Source organism: Rhodococcus marinonascens NBRC 14363 (genome assembly GCF_001894885.1).
GTDB lineage: Bacteria > Actinomycetota > Actinomycetes > Mycobacteriales > Mycobacteriaceae > Rhodococcus_F > Rhodococcus_F marinonascens.
The window spans coordinates 317,034-332,645 of record NZ_BCXB01000001.1; the positions used below are offsets into that span (position 1 = coordinate 317,034).

General features: G+C 64.3%; 16 protein-coding genes and 2 pseudogenes. 13 read left to right on the forward strand and 5 right to left on the reverse strand.

The window, feature by feature from the left end; genetic code table 11:
• Positions 1-320 precede the first annotated feature (320 nt).
• From RM2_RS01490 to RM2_RS01510, 5 genes are all read left to right on the forward strand, one after another.
• Positions 321-1,481, forward strand: coding sequence for a glycoside hydrolase family 183 protein (locus RM2_RS01490; protein WP_245813688.1), 1,161 nt, complete (start codon positions 321-323; stop codon positions 1,479-1,481).
• 140 nt (positions 1,482-1,621) lie between these two features.
• Positions 1,622-3,898, forward strand: a complete 2,277-nt coding sequence (purL, locus tag RM2_RS01495; RefSeq protein ID WP_072687060.1) for a phosphoribosylformylglycinamidine synthase subunit PurL — start codon at positions 1,622-1,624, stop codon at positions 3,896-3,898.
• Between the two features lie 3 nt (positions 3,899-3,901).
• Positions 3,902-5,671, forward strand: a complete 1,770-nt coding sequence (locus tag RM2_RS01500; RefSeq protein ID WP_072687061.1) for an alpha/beta hydrolase — start codon at positions 3,902-3,904, stop codon at positions 5,669-5,671.
• Positions 5,668-6,312: a CPBP family intramembrane glutamic endopeptidase gene (locus RM2_RS01505; protein ID WP_072687062.1), complete on the forward strand. Its 645-nt coding sequence runs from the start codon at positions 5,668-5,670 to the stop codon at positions 6,310-6,312. Before RM2_RS01500 ends, RM2_RS01505 begins: the two co-directional genes overlap by 4 nt.
• A gap of 4 nt (positions 6,313-6,316) precedes the next feature.
• Positions 6,317-6,703: a sterol carrier family protein gene (locus RM2_RS01510; RefSeq protein WP_072687063.1), complete on the forward strand. Its 387-nt coding sequence runs from the start codon at positions 6,317-6,319 to the stop codon at positions 6,701-6,703.
• Here RM2_RS01510 and RM2_RS01515 read toward each other — a convergent pair.
• Complete coding sequence (locus tag RM2_RS01515; RefSeq protein ID WP_072687064.1) at positions 6,700-8,007, reverse strand: class I SAM-dependent methyltransferase; 1,308 nt, start codon at positions 8,005-8,007, stop codon at positions 6,700-6,702. The genes RM2_RS01510 and RM2_RS01515 overlap by 4 nt on opposite strands.
• 719 nt (positions 8,008-8,726) lie before the next feature.
• Between RM2_RS01515 and RM2_RS01520 the strand changes: the two genes are divergently transcribed.
• From RM2_RS01520 to RM2_RS01550, 7 genes and pseudogenes are all read left to right on the forward strand, one after another.
• Positions 8,727-9,566, forward strand: a complete 840-nt coding sequence (locus RM2_RS01520; protein ID WP_072687065.1) for a glutamate ABC transporter substrate-binding protein — start codon at positions 8,727-8,729, stop codon at positions 9,564-9,566.
• A 270-nt stretch (positions 9,567-9,836) separates the two neighbouring features.
• Positions 9,837-10,292, forward strand: coding sequence for an FAS1-like dehydratase domain-containing protein (locus tag RM2_RS01525; RefSeq protein ID WP_072687206.1), 456 nt, complete (start codon positions 9,837-9,839; stop codon positions 10,290-10,292).
• Entirely contained in the window at positions 10,289-10,729 is a 441-nt protein-coding gene (locus RM2_RS01530) for a MaoC/PaaZ C-terminal domain-containing protein (RefSeq protein WP_072687066.1), read from the forward strand. Before RM2_RS01525 ends, RM2_RS01530 begins: the two co-directional genes overlap by 4 nt.
• Positions 10,730-11,273: 544 nt before the next feature.
• Complete coding sequence (locus RM2_RS01535; RefSeq protein WP_072687067.1) at positions 11,274-11,729, forward strand: tellurite resistance TerB family protein; 456 nt, start codon at positions 11,274-11,276, stop codon at positions 11,727-11,729.
• Positions 11,730-11,922: 193 nt separating this feature from the next.
• Positions 11,923-12,498 (forward strand): TerD family protein, encoded by a 576-nt coding sequence (locus tag RM2_RS01540; RefSeq protein ID WP_072687068.1) that lies wholly within the window; start codon positions 11,923-11,925, stop codon positions 12,496-12,498.
• A 27-nt stretch (positions 12,499-12,525) separates the two neighbouring features.
• Positions 12,526-13,089, forward strand: a pseudogene (locus RM2_RS01545) (DUF475 domain-containing protein); the annotation flags it as partial.
• 67 nt (positions 13,090-13,156) lie between these two features.
• Complete coding sequence (locus RM2_RS01550; RefSeq protein WP_072687069.1) at positions 13,157-13,786, forward strand: TerD family protein; 630 nt, start codon at positions 13,157-13,159, stop codon at positions 13,784-13,786.
• 48 nt (positions 13,787-13,834) lie between these two features.
• On the opposite strand, the gene RM2_RS23705 is transcribed toward RM2_RS01550, so the two are convergent.
• Both RM2_RS23705 and RM2_RS25815 read right to left on the reverse strand, forming a co-directional pair.
• The gene (locus tag RM2_RS23705) at positions 13,835-14,029 is read right to left on the reverse strand and encodes a hypothetical protein (RefSeq protein WP_139277635.1); all 195 of its coding nucleotides are present in this window, start codon (positions 14,027-14,029) and stop codon (positions 13,835-13,837) included.
• Between the two features lie 597 nt (positions 14,030-14,626).
• Positions 14,627-14,775, reverse strand: a pseudogene (locus RM2_RS25815) (IS481 family transposase); the annotation flags it as partial.
• Positions 14,776-14,861: 86 nt separating this feature from the next.
• Between RM2_RS25815 and RM2_RS23715 the strand changes: the two are divergent.
• Positions 14,862-15,077, forward strand: a complete 216-nt coding sequence (locus RM2_RS23715; RefSeq protein WP_139277636.1) for a hypothetical protein — start codon at positions 14,862-14,864, stop codon at positions 15,075-15,077.
• On the opposite strand, the gene RM2_RS01555 is transcribed toward RM2_RS23715, so the two are convergent.
• Together RM2_RS01555 and RM2_RS01560 are read right to left on the reverse strand one after the other, a co-directional pair.
• A complete protein-coding gene (locus RM2_RS01555) occupies positions 15,074-15,310 on the reverse strand; it encodes a hypothetical protein (protein ID WP_072687070.1) in 237 nt (78 codons plus the stop codon). The genes RM2_RS23715 and RM2_RS01555 overlap by 4 nt on opposite strands.
• 30 nt (positions 15,311-15,340) lie before the next feature.
• Positions 15,341-15,607, reverse strand: a complete 267-nt coding sequence (locus RM2_RS01560; RefSeq protein ID WP_072687071.1) for a hypothetical protein — start codon at positions 15,605-15,607, stop codon at positions 15,341-15,343.
• Positions 15,608-15,612: the final 5 nt, after the last annotated feature.

Here is a 15,612-nt window from a genome sequence, read left to right on the forward strand (position 1 = left end):
AATCGGCACGGCGATGTTACTTGCAACTGACAACAATTGTCACATCAGCCGCTACAGTAACAATTTGCTCGTGTTTGCTGGGCCTGGCTCCCTCTTGCGTCCACGTGTCGAATCTTGAAAGGACCTTGTCTGTGCATCCCGTGAAGCGGTCTTGGCCGGCGACGTTGTCTGCGACCGCGGTCGCACTCTTACTCTCGGCGTCAGCGGTCTCGGCGGCCCCAGCTCTGGGGGGACCGTGTGGTCAGGGCGGATCGGGAAGTTCGAGCGGCAGCAGTGGGTCCAGCGGTAGCAGCGGTAGCCTCCGTGTGCTGGCTGCGGCCATGCCCTGGATCATCGGCCCGCCCGACGGCGGAGTCCCGCAACTGACCGGCAAGACCAAGGCGATCGAGATGGTCACCGGTCCGGGAAGCCCGAACGACACCATCGCACGCTTCAACGTCTCGGGCACCGACCTGGGCATCATGTGGGACAACGGCGGCGCCCTCGGCCGCGACGACGTGCTCATGGCCTTCGGCGACACCGTCGGCGACTGTGATGCCGCAGGCGATGATTGGCGCAGCAACGTGCTGTTCCGCAGCTCCGACACGGTGCTGCGCGACGGCATGAGCATCGACACTTCACCGCTGAACGGGCCGAACAACTCGAAGGAGATCATCCCCGGTTTCGGCATCCCGGGCGAGTTCACGACCATTCCCACCGCCGGCATCGCGGTGGACGGGGTTCAATACGTCCGGTTCATGTCGGTGCGTTCCTGGGACCAGCCGGGTTACTGGACCACTAACTACTCGGCCATCGCACATTCGGAGGACAACGGCGAGACCTGGACCGCCGATCCCGCGACCGTCCGCGCCAACATCGAGGGCATCGACATCCCGGGAATCCCGGCGGTTACCCCCGGTAACTCGCAGTTCCAGCAGAGCGCCTTCGTCCACGGCAGAGACGCCGACGGCAACGACGACGGTTACGTCTACGAGTTCGGTACCCCGTCCGGCCGTCAGGGCAGCGCGCTACTCGCACGGGTTCTCGGTCCGCAGATCCGCGATCTGAACGCCTACGAGTACTGGGACGGCATCGACTGGACCCCCGACTTGAAGCTCGCGGTGCCGGTGATCGAATCACCGGTCAGTGAGCTGGGCGTCCAGTGGAACGACTACCTGGGCAAGTACGTGGCGATGTACACCGACGCCTCGAACTCGCTCGTGATCCGGCAGGCTGACAGCCTCCAGGGGCAGTGGAGCGGGACGCAGACCATTCTGAGCGAGCAGCTGGTGCCCTCGCTCTACGGCGGCTTCATGCATCCGTGGGCTAGCGGCCAATACCTCGAGTTCGTGGCCACTACCTGGGACCGCTACAACGTCATCTACATGCGTACCGACCTGGACGGCCTGCAGATGGCGTCGACCGACAAGGCGAACCGGCCGGACCCCGCGACCACCGGCGAGTCGAAACTGTTGAAGGTCGAATACCCGGACGAACAGTGACCCGCCGACCCAAGTCCGACATCATCGATGGGGTTTGCGGCCAGTCGGTGTGGGAACGGGCCGCCGGATAGACTGGCGACCGGCATGCCGCCGCCAAGGCGTGCCGTTTCGACTCCCGCAGAGAAGGGACTCCACCTCCAGTGTCAGCACACCCGGTCGATACCGTCATCGCCGCAGCCGCGACTCCTGAAGTCGCACAGCCTTTCAAGGAACTCGGACTCAAGGACGACGAGTACGCCAGCATCAGGGAGATCCTCGGCCGTCGACCCACCGAAGCCGAACTCGCGATGTACTCGGTGATGTGGAGTGAGCATTGCTCCTACAAGTCGTCCAAGGTGCACCTGAAGTATTTCGGTGAGACCACGACGGACGAGATGCGCTCGTCGATGCTCGCGGGGATCGGCGAGAACGCCGGTGTCGTGGACATCGGCGACGGCTGGGCCGTCACCTTCAAGGTGGAGAGCCACAACCACCCGTCGTACGTCGAGCCCTACCAGGGTGCGGCCACCGGTGTCGGCGGCATCGTCCGCGACATCATGGCAATGGGCGCCAGGCCCATCGCCGTCATGGACCAGCTGCGCTTCGGCGCGGCGGACGCCCCCGACACCCGTCGCGTTGTCGACGGCGTGGTGCGCGGCGTCGGCGGATACGGCAATTCGCTCGGCTTGCCCAACGTCGGCGGCGAGACCGTGTTCGACGAGTCCTACGCGGGTAACCCCCTGGTCAACGCGCTGTGTGCCGGAGCGATGCGCGTCGAGGACTTGCATCTGGCGTTCGCGTCGGGTGCAGGCAACAAGATCATTCTGTTCGGTGCCCGCACCGGGCTCGACGGCATCGGCGGCGTCTCCGTCCTCGCGTCGGAAACTTTCGACGAGTCGCAGGGGCGCAAGAAGCTCCCGGCAGTCCAGGTCGGCGATCCGTTCACCGAGAAGGTGCTCATCGAGTGCTGCCTCGAGCTGTACTCGGCCAGGCTCGTGGTCGGCATCCAGGACCTCGGTGGCGCCGGCCTGTCCTGCGCCACCTCCGAGCTGGCGGCGGCGGGCGATGGCGGCATGCATATCAACCTTGAGCAGGTTCCGATGCGCGCCACCGGCATGACCGCAGCCGAGGTGCTCTCCAGCGAGTCGCAGGAGCGCATGTGCGCCGTCGTCACCCCCGAGAACGTCGACGCGTTCATGGAGGTCTGCAAGAAGTGGGATGTCCTCGCCACCGTCATCGGGGAGGTCACCGACGGCGAGCGTCTCGTCGTCGACTGGCACGGCGAGACCGTCGTCGACGTCCCGCCGCGCACCGTTGCCCACGAAGGCCCGGTGTACGAGCGCCCCGTGCAGCGGCCGGCGAGCCAGGATGCTCTGATCGCGAACACCACCGTGAGCCTGAAGCGTCCCGAATCGCCCGAGGAGCTGAAGGCGACCCTGCTGAAGATGCTCGCGTCGCCGGCGTTGTGCAGTCGCAAGTGGATCACCGAACAGTACGACCGCTATGTGCGTGGCAACACAGTTCTGGCGGAGAACGCCGACTCCGGTGTGATCCGGGTCGACGAAAAGACCGGTCGCGGAATTGCGCTCGCTACCGACGCATCCGGCCGATACACGTTCCTCGATCCGTACACCGGCGCGCAACTCGCGCTCGCCGAGGCCTTCCGCAACGTTGCCGTCACCGGGGCCACCCCCAAGGCCGTCAGCAACTGCCTCAACTTCGGTTCGCCGGAGGATCCGGGTGTCATGTGGCAGTTCCAGCAGGCCGTACGCGGACTGGCGGACGGATGCGCGACACTCGGTATCCCCGTCACCGGCGGTAACGTCAGCTTCTACAACCAGACCGGCTCGACCGCGATCCTGCCCACCCCGGTGGTGGCCGTGCTCGGAGTTATCGACGACGTGCATCGGCGCATCCCCACCGGCCTCGGACTCGAACCCGGCGAGACGCTGATCCTGCTCGGCGATACTCACGACGAGTTCGACGGGTCGATCTGGTCGCAGGTGGAGCACGGTCACCTCGGTGGCGTGCCGCCGAAGGTCGACCTCGAGCGCGAGCAGTTGCTGGCCGACATCCTGCTCGCTGCGTCGCGGGACGGTCTGGTGTCCGCCGCCCACGACCTCTCCGAGGGTGGACTCGCGCAGACCGTCGTCGAGGCAGCACTCGCCGGTGAGACAGGTTGCCGCATCTTGCTTCCCGAAGAGACCGACCCGTTCGTCACGTTGTTCTCCGAGTCGTCGGGCCGCGTGCTCGTCGCTGTTCCGCGTACAGAGGAAACTCGCTTCACCGGGATGTGCACGGCCCGCGGTCTTCCGTGGGTGCGCATCGGCGTGGTCGACGAAGGGTCGGATTCTGTCGAGGTCCAGGGGCAATTCTCGGTGACACTGGCGGAACTGCGCGAGACCTTCGAACGGACTCTACCGGCATTGTTCGGGTGATGAATGGTCGAATCGAGGGCACTGGACGGGGTTGACATCGAGTCGCGGGAGCGCCCGCGACTGGTGGATCCTGCTCGGCTCCACGGTCCTCGACTCGACCGTACCTGGCGCTTCCTGCGCTTGGACTTCACCGGAATCGCTTGTGCGACGCTGTTTTTCTGCTGGTCGCTGACACCGTCGCTGCTGCCCCGTGACTGGTTGTTCCAAGGTCCCATCGGCGGCATCAACGGGGCGATCGGGTACACGGTCGGAGCAGCCATCGGTTGGGTTGTGGGCCGGTACGTCCTGCGGCGACGATCCTGGTGGCCGCCACCGGAACCGTGGGCCACAGGGCTGAAAGTCCTCGTTGTTCTCACCTGCGTATTCGCGAGCATCGTGATGCTCGCCTACTCCGCGGCGTGGCAACGGGAACTCGCCGCGCTGATGGGCGCCGAGGGGACCACAACCACCGGCTACATTCGCACCGGCGGCCTGAGCATGCTCGTGGGGGCCGCGATCGTCTCGGTGTGGCGGCTGCTGCGTGAACTGGTGCGATGGATCGCGGGACGACTCATCCGACGCTGGCGCCTCACGATCCCGACGGCCACCACGGCGGGCATCCTCATCGTGACGGTGCTGTTCTTCCTTCTCGTCGACGGCGTCCTCAGGCGAGGCATCTACGCCGCTACCAACGAGGCATTCAGCCTGCAGAACTCGACCACCCGGAACGGCGCCGAACAGCCCGTCGACTCAGGAAAGTCGGGCAGCCCCGAGTCGTACGCACCTTGGGACACACTGGGTTTCGAGGGTCGTAACTTCGTGTCCCGGGGTCTCGACGCCGCCGAACTCAGCGCGGCGAACGGTGCACCCGCGAAGAATCCGATCCGCGTCTACGCTGGCCTGGATACGGTGGGGGACGCCGACGCGCGGATGGATATCGTCATCGATGAACTCGAGCGCACCGGCGCGTTCGAACGGGAGATTCTCGTCGTCATCCCAACCACCGGCACAGGCTGGGTCAATCCGACTGCGGCCCAGGCGATTGAGCTGGTTCACAACGGTGACACGGCGTTGGTGGCGAGCCAGTACTCGTTCCTGCCGAGCTGGATCTCGTTCCTCGCTGACCGTGACAAGGCCGAAGAGGCGGGGAAGATGCTGATCGGCCGGGTGCATGAGCGATGGTTGCAGGAGCCGGAGGCGACCCGCCCCAAGCTGATGGTCTACGGCGAGAGTCTCGGCACCCAGGCGGGGGAGGGCGCCTTCGGCACACTGGCAGATATCCGGCAGACCGTCGACGGCGTGCTGTGGGTCGGGCCTCCCAACGAGAACCGGTTGTGGGGAGACCTGGTTCGGAATAGAGATCCGGGAAGCACGGAGGTCGAACCCGTGTACGGGGGAGGTCTGGTGGTGCGGTTCGCCGACAACTCCGCAGACATGGTCGAGAACGCCGAGCAGTGGAGTTCGCCGCGCATCCTGTATGTCCAGTTCCCGTCCGACCCAGTGGTGTGGTGGTCGCCGGACCTCGCGTTCACCCGGCCGGACTGGCTGACGGAACCACCCGGCCAGGATCGTTCGCCGTCCATGAAATGGTTTCCGTTCGTGACGTTTTGGCAGGTGTCGGCCGATCTCACGAATGCCGCCGGGGTGCCGGACGGGCATGGACACAACTACGGGACAATCGTCCTCGACGGTTGGATCGCCGTCGCCCAACCAGAAGGGTGGACCGCCGTCGACACCGAACGGGTCCGGTCGACGCTCGAATCTCTCATCGGGACAGAGGGGCCGGAGAAGTGAGCAGATTCTCCTCCATTGCGGGTGCAGCGGCGACGGTGGTGTGGAACAACGCGATACTTCCGCGATCGGGTCTGGGCGCGACCGGGCGCGCCGTCGCGGGCGGGGCGTTCGGACAGGCGGCCGTGGCCTTCGCCCGAGCGTCGGGGTATGGCGTCGACGAACTCGGCCTGTCTGCGTCGAAGGTGCCGATGGGGCTGAGATACGGCGCTCTGGCTTCGGTGGTCCCGCTCGCCGGATACGCGACCGTGCTGAGCGTGCCCGCGCTGCGGAAGCGGGTTCCGCAAGGGCAGACATCCCGGGATCTCTCCGGGTGGGTGGGGTTTCGGATACCAGTGGGAACCGTGATCCATGAGGAACTGGTGTTCCGCAGTGTCCTGTCGGCGATGCTCGGACGGTATTGGCAATCCACGACGGCCCGCGTCCTGCATGCGACGACATTCGGGTTGTGGCACGTGCGCGCCGCACGGATCGCAGGCGACTCAGTCGCCGCGACAATGCTGTTCACTGCTGTATCCGGATGGCTGCTCGACTGGTTGCGCCGACGCAGCGGCAGCGTCTTAGCTCCCGCACTACTGCATCTTTCGGTCAATGTCGGAGGGGTAGTGGCAGCCGAGGTGGCACGGGCGCGCCCAGTAGATTGAGTCCATGCCGTCGCGTCGTGCCGTAGATCCTGCCGAACTCAGAGCCGCTGTCCTCGAGGTCGGTCCGTGGCTGCGCGGCGACACCGACGAAGTGCCGGCGCGTGCCCAGTTGGCCGCTGCGGTCCGACTCAGTGCGCGCACCCTCGAACAGGTGGCTCCCGGTTCTAGCGTCGAGGTGCGGGTCCCACCGTTCGTGGCGGTGCAGTGCATTGAAGGTCCGCGACATACCCGTGGCACGCCGCCAAACGTCGTCGAAACAGATCCGCGTACCTGGCTGCTGATGGTCGTCGGGCGGCTCGACTTCGACCAGGCGAGTGCAGTTGGGGCCCTGTCTGTGTCGGGAAGCCGAGCGGGCGAGATCGCGCACTGGCTGCCGCTGCTGCCGCTCTAGGCTCCGGCCTCACTCAGCCACTGTTGGCGAGTGCGGGGGAGCCCACTGGTCCCGTCGTCCGCGGGGCGCACGGCGAGAACCTGGTGGATGGTGAGACGGCCGCGCTCCTCGAACCCCAGTGCACTGGCCGCGAGATAGAGCAACCACGTGCGGGCCCGCTCCGCTCCGACGAGTTGGACCGCATCGTCCCAGGAGTCGCGCAGTCGGCCTACCCACGCCCGCAAAGTGAGCGCGTAGTGCTCGCGCAGCGCCTCGGTGTCGCGGACTTCGAGCCCTGCCCGTTCGAACGCGTCGAGCGTTCTGCTCAATGGCAGCACCTCGCCGTCGGGGAAAATGTAGTTCTCGATGAGTCCGGGCTGCGCGTCGTCGTCCCGGCGAGCACCGACCGCCGCGATGGCGTGGTTTAGCAGTCGCCCCTGCGGCTGCAGCAGGCTTTCCAATTTCGTGGCGTACAGTCCGAGCGCGGCATCGCCCACGTGCTCGGACATACCAATGCTCGAGATGGCGTCGAACCGTCCGTCGTCGACGTCCCGGTAGTCCTGTACCCGGATCTCGATCTGCTTCGCCAGACCCGCCTCAGCGGCGCGCCTGCGAGCCCAGATCGCCTGTTCTTGGCTCAGCGTGATCCCCACGACATCGACGCCGTAGTTCTTGGCAGCGTGGATCGCCATCGACCCCCACCCACACCCGACATCGAGCAGACGCATGCCGGCGCGAAGGCCGAGTTTGCGGCATACCAGGTCGAGTTTGTCGTGCTGGGCGGCGTAGAGGTTGCCGTCCGCCGTCACGTCCCAGTACCCACACGAATAGACCATGCTCGGCCCGAGGAAGAGCCGGTAGAACTCGTTGCCGACGTCGTAGTGATGGGACACCGACGCCGCGTCCCTGGCTTTGCTGTGCTTGCGCCCGCGGTGTTTGGGGACTTCTACCGCCGGTGGCCGCGGACGCCACCCGAGCCCGCCGAGCCGCACCAGCGACCAGACGGCGCTCGTGGTCGCACGGGTGTCGCGTACCGCGGCGGTCCCGACGCGGTCGACGAGGTCTGGTACCGACAGCAGCGCGAACACGTCGCCGTCGATGTCGAGGTCGCCGGAAACATACGCGCGGACCAAGCCCAGTTCGCCCGGAGACCACAGCACGTGGCGGATCGCCCGGCGGTTGCGGAACACGATGGTGACCGGTGACTCGGGCCCAGACTCCGAGCCGTCCCAGCACCGCACGTGGAGGGGAAGCGGAATGCCCAGAATCCCCTCGAACGCGTCCAGAACTCTCGCTGCGGCGGTTCGTGTCGTCTCTGCACCCATAGCTCGAAAGTAACCCGAACGCCGCCGACCGCGCTCGAAGAACGCGGGTTCGAAGGCGAGTCGCCCCTCGCGTCGGTGATGTGTTGTGCAATATCTTGTTCAGCTCTTCGACGTCGCAGCACTGCTTTACCGAGCGTCGTACCCGGCCTATCTCCGCAACCGCAACCGCCGCATCCACTGTTCTCACCTGGCCGTGGCCCAGTGATCCACCCGACAACCCCGAGACACCTCTCGCACTAGGAGCCCACTTTCGGCGCGACAAAATGCGACTCCGGTCATGAACGCCCCGCAGTGAGGGCGCGGATCCGGGAGTCTTGCTCGCCCGAACTCTGGACTCGTTCGCCACAGGTCTCGGTGCACTTCGGATCAACGAAACTGTCCAACCCGGGCGGCTGAATCTGAGCAAGACGTTCCGGTGCCGGAAACCTTGGTTTGAGTCCCGACCCAAAATCGCATGACACTTTGCCCACGTCTTCGAGTCGCGTGGGCAAGCCGCTTGGTGAAGAACGCCCGCACCGACTCCGGTAACGCCTCCACGTCGGTATCTGTCTCTCTCGAACCCACCAAGTCCGCGGATTTGGGCGTAGACGAGCCACCCCACTTACGGCATAATCATAATCACCGACACCAGAGGACACACGCTCAACGATTTCACCACTCCACGGGGCTTTATCCAGGGGCGACTGTGCTGGGCCTGCTATTTTGATTGGAAGATCTGTATGAAGATCAATCACTCGATTCGTGTGGGAATCGGCGTCATGGCGCTCGCCGTCGTCGCATCCGCATCCGCATGCGGCGGAGGTGAGCCGAGGAGCGCATTGCGGAGCGCGTCCGAGGGAACCCTCACCGTCGGCATCAAGTACGACCAGCCCGGCCTAGGGTTGCGCAACCCCGATAGGTCCTTCACCGGCTTCGACGTCGAGGTTGCCGAGTATGTCGCCGGCAAACTGGGAGTCGCGCCCGAGAACATCACGTTCAAGGAGTCCCCGTCGGCTCAGCGCGAGACGCTGATCCAGAACGGCGAGGTCGACTTCGTCGCCGCGACCTACACGATCAGCGATGCGCGCAAGGACAAGGTCGACTTCGCCGGGCCCTATTTCATCGCCGGACAGTCACTCCTGGTGCAGTCCGACAACACAGAGATCACCGGCCCCGATTCACTCAACGACGCCAAGAAGCTGTGCTCGGTCACCGGCTCCACACCTGCGCAGACGGTCAAGGACAACTACGCCCAGGACGTGCAACTGCAGGAGTTCGACACGTACTCCGCATGTGTCGAGGCACTGCGTAACGGCGCAGTCGATGCCGTGACAACCGACGACATCATCCTCGCCGGATACGCCGTGCGATACCCCGGCGAACTGAAGGTCGTCGGCCAGCCCTTCACTCAGGAGCCCTACGGAATCGGCCTCGCCAAGGGCGACGACGAGACCCGTTCCAAGATCAACGACGCCATCGACGAGATGATCAAGGACGGCTCGTGGGAGCGCGCGTTCAACGACACCGTCGGCGCATCGGGATACCCGATCCCAGCGCCGCCGACCGTCGATCGGTACTGAACAACTCACGCATCCGGGTCGGACGGTTCCCCTGATTCCTGCGATGGCTGCTAGACACGACCGACCTGGACTACCCACCCCACGTCCTCGACGCGATGGGCCCGCGCCCAGGAAGCCTCGGACCGGGCCGCCGCGGCCGATAACACCGGTGATGCTCGAGCAGGGCCGACGCCAGCGCGCACAGGCGATGCCCGCCCTCGCCGGGCCGGGCCGCCGCCCGCGCCGTCGCCGACCGGTGTGCCCGCCGGCCACGCGGTTAGGGTGTCCGACGTGTCCATACTCAATCCCGCGCTTCCCGGCCGAGTCTTCACCACCGCAGGCCCGTACCAGGTCGGCCGCGAAAAGATCCGCGAGTTCGCCCGCGCCGTGTCCGCGACGCACCCAATCCATCACGACCCGGCCGCAGCCAGGGCGGCCGGGCACCCCGACGTCGTCGCACCCCCCACATTCACCACCGTCGTGCAGGGCGGCGCGGTGCACCAACTGACCACCGACCCCGACACCGGCATCGACCCCGCCCGGCACATCCCGGTCCACACCACCGAGAAACTCGACTTCACCCGGCACATCGTCGCCGGCGACGAACTCACCACCACACTGACCGTCACCGGGCTCACCGAACGCGCCAACGCGGCGATCCTGAACACCACCAGCGAGATCCGCGACCACAACGGCCACCATGTCGTCACCATCACCTCCACGCTGCTGATCGGAGCACCCCAATGACCCAGGCACAGACCCTTACCCGCACCCCCGGCGGCCAGTTCACCAAGGGTGAGGTCGTCGCCGAGACCACCCACCACATCACCCGCGAGAGCCTCGTCCGGTACGCGGGCGCGGCCGGCGACTTCAACACCATCCACTACAACGACTCCGCCGCCGAAGACGCCGGACTGCCCGGGGTCCTCGCCCACGGAATGCTCACCGCCGCACTCGCACTACACACCGTCACCGACTGGCTCGGCGGCGACACAACCCGCATCCGCAGCTACGAGACCCGTTTCACCCGCCCCGTCGTTGTCGACCCGGTCGCCGGCGCCCACGTCGTCGTCACCGCCAAGGTCGGCAAAGTCGACACCGACACTCTCCGCATCGACCTCACGGTCACCTGCGAGGACACCACCGTGCTCGGAAAAACCCAAGCCACGATCACCTTCCCCTGACGATCGCGGTGTCGCACAACTACCGGAATTGAGACGCCCGGCCTGAGCCCCGCTGCCGTATATATCGACCGGTCACGGCTTCCTGAAAGTGGTTATGGATGAGTACTACGATTGGCCTGCCAACATGACGGGGCCCGATCGGGATCATCTAGTCCAGGAGGACGTTTCGGTAGGATTGATCACCACTTACTGCGACGGATATGACGGCTTTTGCCCGGCTGACATCAACGACTGGATCCACTTCCCGCAGCCCGAACTCTGGACGTGACTATGGGTTCTCACGCTGCGGTTGATCTCCGTGGGTGATGTAAGCGGGTCGGCGCCACTCCGTAGCGTCGACCCGCTTACATTCACGCCCGGCTCAGTCAGGGGAGTGACAATACATTCCCCCGAACGCCAGATCACGGCCGCGACCGACTGACTGCCCGAGCGGAAAGAGCACAGGAGTACACTCCAGCTGTCGCTCGGTCTCCAGGACCGAGCGAACAGCTGGGAGGAAAACGGGGGAAGCGGTGCCCGACAGCGAGGCATCCGAGAGGACAACATGGGTTTCTGGGATCAGCTCAAAGCGAAGACACACGAGTTGAATGGACAGCTCCAGACGAAGACTGCGCAGTTCAAGAACAAGGAGTTCGCCAACGGCGCCATGGCGATGTGCGCGCTCATCGCGGCCGCGGACGGTCGCATCGATGCTTCGGAACGGCAGAAGACGGCCGCCCTGATCATGTCCAACGAAGCGCTCAAAGTGTTTGCACCGGAAGAGCTTCGACAGAAGTTCGACTGGTTCTGCGACAAGCTTCAGGGCGACTACGATTTCGGCAAGGTGGAGGCCACGGCAACGATAGGCAAGCTGAAGGCGAAACCCGAGCAGGCGCGGGCCGTGATTCAGGTCGGCATCATCATCGGCGGCGCCGACGGTAACTTCGACGCCGACGAGAAGAAGGCGGTCAAGGAAGCGTGCTTTGCCGTGAGTATCAACCCGGGCGAGTTCGACCTTTGAGTCGACCGGCGCGCGCGTCGGTCATCACTCGTCCGGATCCTTTTCGGCGGCAGTAGCTCTGTTTCATGCCGCAACCTGAACGGTGACATCTAGGCTTCGGTCCGATCGCCGGAACCTGCCGGAAATCGACCACAGACCCCGATTACCGGAACCGTCGGGGCTCGACACAGCAACAAGTCCAGGAGGACCAAACATGGGCGTGAGCCTGACCAAGGGTGGAAATATCTCGTTGACCAAGGAAGCGCCCGGTTTGACCGCGGTCGCCGTCGGTCTCGGCTGGGATCTTCGCACCACGACCGGGCAGGACTTCGACCTCGACGGTTCCGCGATTGCGCTGGGCGCCGACAAGAAGGCTATGTCCGGCAAGCACTTCGTGTTCTACAACAACCTCGAGTCGCCAGAGGGCGCGATCAAGCACACCGGTGACAACCTGACCGGTGAGGGAGCCGGCGACGACGAGATCATCAACGTCGACCTCGCTGCCGTACCGGCGAACATCGAGTCCATCGTGTTCCCGGTTGCGATCTACGACGCCGACAACCGCTCGCAGTCGTTCGGCCAGGTCAGCAACGCGTTCATCCGCATCGTCAATCAGGCAGACAACTCGGAGCTCGCACGCTACGACCTGTCTGAGGACGCTTCCACCGAAACCGCGATGGTGTTCGGCGAGCTCTACCGCCACGGCTCGGACTGGAAGTTCCGCGCTGTCGGTCAGGGCTACGCATCGGGTCTGGAGGGCATCGCCCGCGACTACGGCGTCAACGCCTAGACCTTCACCTTGTACGGCGGCGCACTGATCGCACCAGACGACAAGACCGCGACGGTCATGATCGCCGGCGCGCTGGGCATGATCAGCTACATCGCCGTCAACGCTCTCGGTGAACTGTTCACCGCCACCGCCACCGCAGACGAGCCGCCCGGCCATTCCGGACCGACCCAGCTGGCCACGGCAACGGGTAAAGCAGGGTTCTTCCTGTTCCTGTACCTCGAGGTCCTGGACGCATCGTTCTCGTTCGACGGCGTGATCGGCGCCTTCGCTATCATCGCGGACCCGCTCATCATCGCTCTCGGCTTGGGCTTCATCGGTGCGATGTTCGTCCGCTCGCTCACGGTGTACCTGGTGCGCAAGGGAACCCTGACGGAATACGTCTACCTCGAACACGGCGCACACTACGCGATCGGTGCGCTCGCATTGATCCTGTTCTACTCCATCGGTACTCACGTCTCGGAAATCTTCACCGGCCTCGTCGGCGTCGTACTGATCCTCGCAGCACTGATCACCAGCATCATCCGTAGCAAGCGCAACCCGGACGCCGCCGACGACCGCGACAGCGCCGAGCAAGTGCCTGTGAACGCCTGACCAACCCGAGCTGTTGCGCCCCGCTCCCATGAGCGGGGCGCAACCCCTATCACAAGGAGAACCAATCATGGCGATCAACCTCAACAAGGTCACCCTCGACAAGTCCACACCCACCGTTTCTCTGGCCAAGTCCGGTGACGGACAAGGCACGATGCGGGTCAACCTCAACTGGACCGCGCGCGCTGCAACGCCGGACAAAGGATTCCTCGCCAAGCTCAAGGCTGCGGCGACGCCGGGCATCGATCTGGATCTGGGCGCGATGTACGAGCTGGCCGACGGCACCAAGGGGGTAGTGCAGGCACTCGGGAACTCGTTCGGTGCGCTCAACGAGCCGCCGTTCATCTACCTCGACGGGGACGACCGCAGCGGCGGCAACACTGCTGGAGAGAACCTGCACATCAACCTCGCCGACATCACCAAGTTCCGTCGGATCCTGATCTTCGCCTTCATCTACCAAGGTGTCCCGAACTGGTCGCAGGCCAACGGTGTTGTGACTCTCTTCCCCACCTCCGGCCCGCAGGTCGAGGTCGAACTCGACTCGGCGGACAACCAGGCCCTCTCCTGTGCGATCGCGATGCTGGAGAGCAATGGCCGGGAACTGACCGTCACCCGCGAGGTCCGCTACATCCGCGGCGGGCAGCAGGAGATCGATCAGGCCTACGGATTCGGCATGGAATGGACGGCGGGCAGTAAGTAGCCGACCACCGGCTGACGATCCCGCATGTTGATCCGGCATAGGTTGCTTTTACCGGACCCCCTGAGCGGAATTCGTGCGCCACTTCTTAATCCAGGGCTTCGCGGCGATGTACGTTCCGACGACGAACAAGCCGATGGAAATGGGTAGTGGAGCGGAGAGGAGGTATCCGATGCCGACTGCAACGAAACCGACGCCCACTACGAAGTGCCCGATCCACCCCATCTGGCTTGTATCTTCGTCCATATCTACGACTTTAGTTCAGCGCATGGACTTCATCTCAGGAGCGGCCGGTTTGTTCGATGGCAGCGTTCAGCAACCGATGATGGTCAGTGCTGCACCAAGTCCTGTTACCCATGTGGGGGGCTGAAGGCTGCTATGGCCAACCCGCCGGCACACGACGAACGGCTCATGACGTCCGTTGGATCAGGACCCGCCACGCCTGGTGGGCTGATGTTATTTCCGTCTGCGTCGATAAACGTCGGGTCTATGCCGACGTTGCGGATGTGGAAGGTCTCCGCGAGCCAAAATACGGGAACCCGATGGTCACCAGGTCAATATGTCGAGCAGACGCAGATCCGTCACCGATGTAAAGTCCTGGAGGTTCGTGGTCTCGGCCGCAGCCGCCCGGACAGCATCCCAGGCTACCCGCTCAAAATTGAAGAGCCGGATTTAGGAGAACGATGCCTCAAGTTTCATGGCGGGGAGAGCCTCTCAACCAAATTTTCAGGAACTCGTTGCAGTACCTCCGCCATAAAGCGCCCTGGGGGTCAGTGATCCTTGTTATTGCCGGATTGGCGCTTTGGGTCAATTCGATGTTGAGTCGATGAAAATCCCCGAACACCACGTGCGGGCGTAGAGGAAGTCCTCGGCCAGGATGCGGTTGTACCGCTCCACTTTGTCGTTGTGGCGTGGGGTGTACGGGGGTGATCCGCTGGTGTCGTGCCCCCGCGCAGAACTCGCGCGAAGTCTTTCGCCCGGTAGCAAGACCCTGGAACGGAGCTCGAGATCAACTGGGGGAACCCCTTTTAACCTGAGGATCTATGAGTTCAAGTGCATGTGATGATGGAGGTACCTGTTGAAGCGCTATATCAGTGAGACTTGGCGTGCAGTCTCGCGGCGAGGCCTCAGAGCTGTAATCGCCTACGTCATCATCGCGACGGGTGGCATCTGGGCGGCGGGCTGGGGCTTCAGCGTGGCCGCGGGCGGCTTCGTGGCAGGCATGACATGTGGGGCCGTGGCTCTGCTGCTTATCGCCCGTGCATCGGTGAACTCGGCGGGTCCTGAACGCTAGTTAGTTCCAGAACTACTGGGCATTGCAAGCAATGCCCCCGCATACGTTCCGAGTTCGAGGTCGATGCGGGCGCGAGAGCGCTCGCGAATGTGGCCGAGTTCCCCGACGAACGCGAGTGCGGTGGTGTAGTCGTCGTCGGTCAGTGGTGGCAGGTCGTGGCGGTAGGCCGGGTACTCCCGAGCGTGTCCCAGGGTGCAAGTTGGCTCGGGTTTTCCGACGTTGATTCCCAACACGGGTTGTCGACAAGCACCAGGCCTACTCGGTCAGCTACTACGGATCTTCCGATTGTGTACATGGAGAACCGCCTGGTGCAGGGCCGGTAGTAGGAGCCCGGTAGCAAGAAACACGATCATGAACGCATAGTCCGTGTTGGCCACGAACCACACCAGCAATCCGAGCACCAGCACCAGAATCACCGAGCCGATCGCGCGTGTCGTCGCGCCGACGCGGGATTGCCGAATCCAGCGCATCGACAAGAACGTGACCATGTATGCCAATGCGGCTAGCACGATTCCCCCGGCGACTGTCATGATCA

Excerpts from the sequence above, each read along its gene's own strand:
- RM2_RS01490 (WP_245813688.1), top strand. The coding sequence starts at position 321 with ATGCCCTGGATCATCGGCCCGCCCGACGGCGGAGTCCCGCAACTGACC.
- RM2_RS01520 (WP_072687065.1), top strand. The coding sequence starts at position 8,727 with ATGAAGATCAATCACTCGATTCGTGTGGGAATCGGCGTCATGGCGCTC.
- RM2_RS01500 (WP_072687061.1), top strand. The coding sequence starts at position 3,902 with ATGGTCGAATCGAGGGCACTGGACGGGGTTGACATCGAGTCGCGGGAG.
- RM2_RS01560 (WP_072687071.1), bottom strand. The coding sequence starts at position 15,607 with ATGACAGTCGCCGGGGGAATCGTGCTAGCCGCATTGGCATACATGGTC.
- RM2_RS01540 (WP_072687068.1), top strand. The coding sequence starts at position 11,923 with ATGGGCGTGAGCCTGACCAAGGGTGGAAATATCTCGTTGACCAAGGAA.
- RM2_RS01515 (WP_072687064.1), bottom strand. The coding sequence starts at position 8,007 with ATGGGTGCAGAGACGACACGAACCGCCGCAGCGAGAGTTCTGGACGCG.
- RM2_RS01550 (WP_072687069.1), top strand. The coding sequence starts at position 13,157 with ATGGCGATCAACCTCAACAAGGTCACCCTCGACAAGTCCACACCCACC.
- RM2_RS01530 (WP_072687066.1), top strand. The coding sequence starts at position 10,289 with ATGACCCAGGCACAGACCCTTACCCGCACCCCCGGCGGCCAGTTCACC.
- RM2_RS01535 (WP_072687067.1), top strand. The coding sequence starts at position 11,274 with ATGGGTTTCTGGGATCAGCTCAAAGCGAAGACACACGAGTTGAATGGA.
- RM2_RS01510 (WP_072687063.1), top strand. The coding sequence starts at position 6,317 with ATGCCGTCGCGTCGTGCCGTAGATCCTGCCGAACTCAGAGCCGCTGTC.
- RM2_RS23705 (WP_139277635.1), bottom strand. The coding sequence starts at position 14,029 with ATGGACGAAGATACAAGCCAGATGGGGTGGATCGGGCACTTCGTAGTG.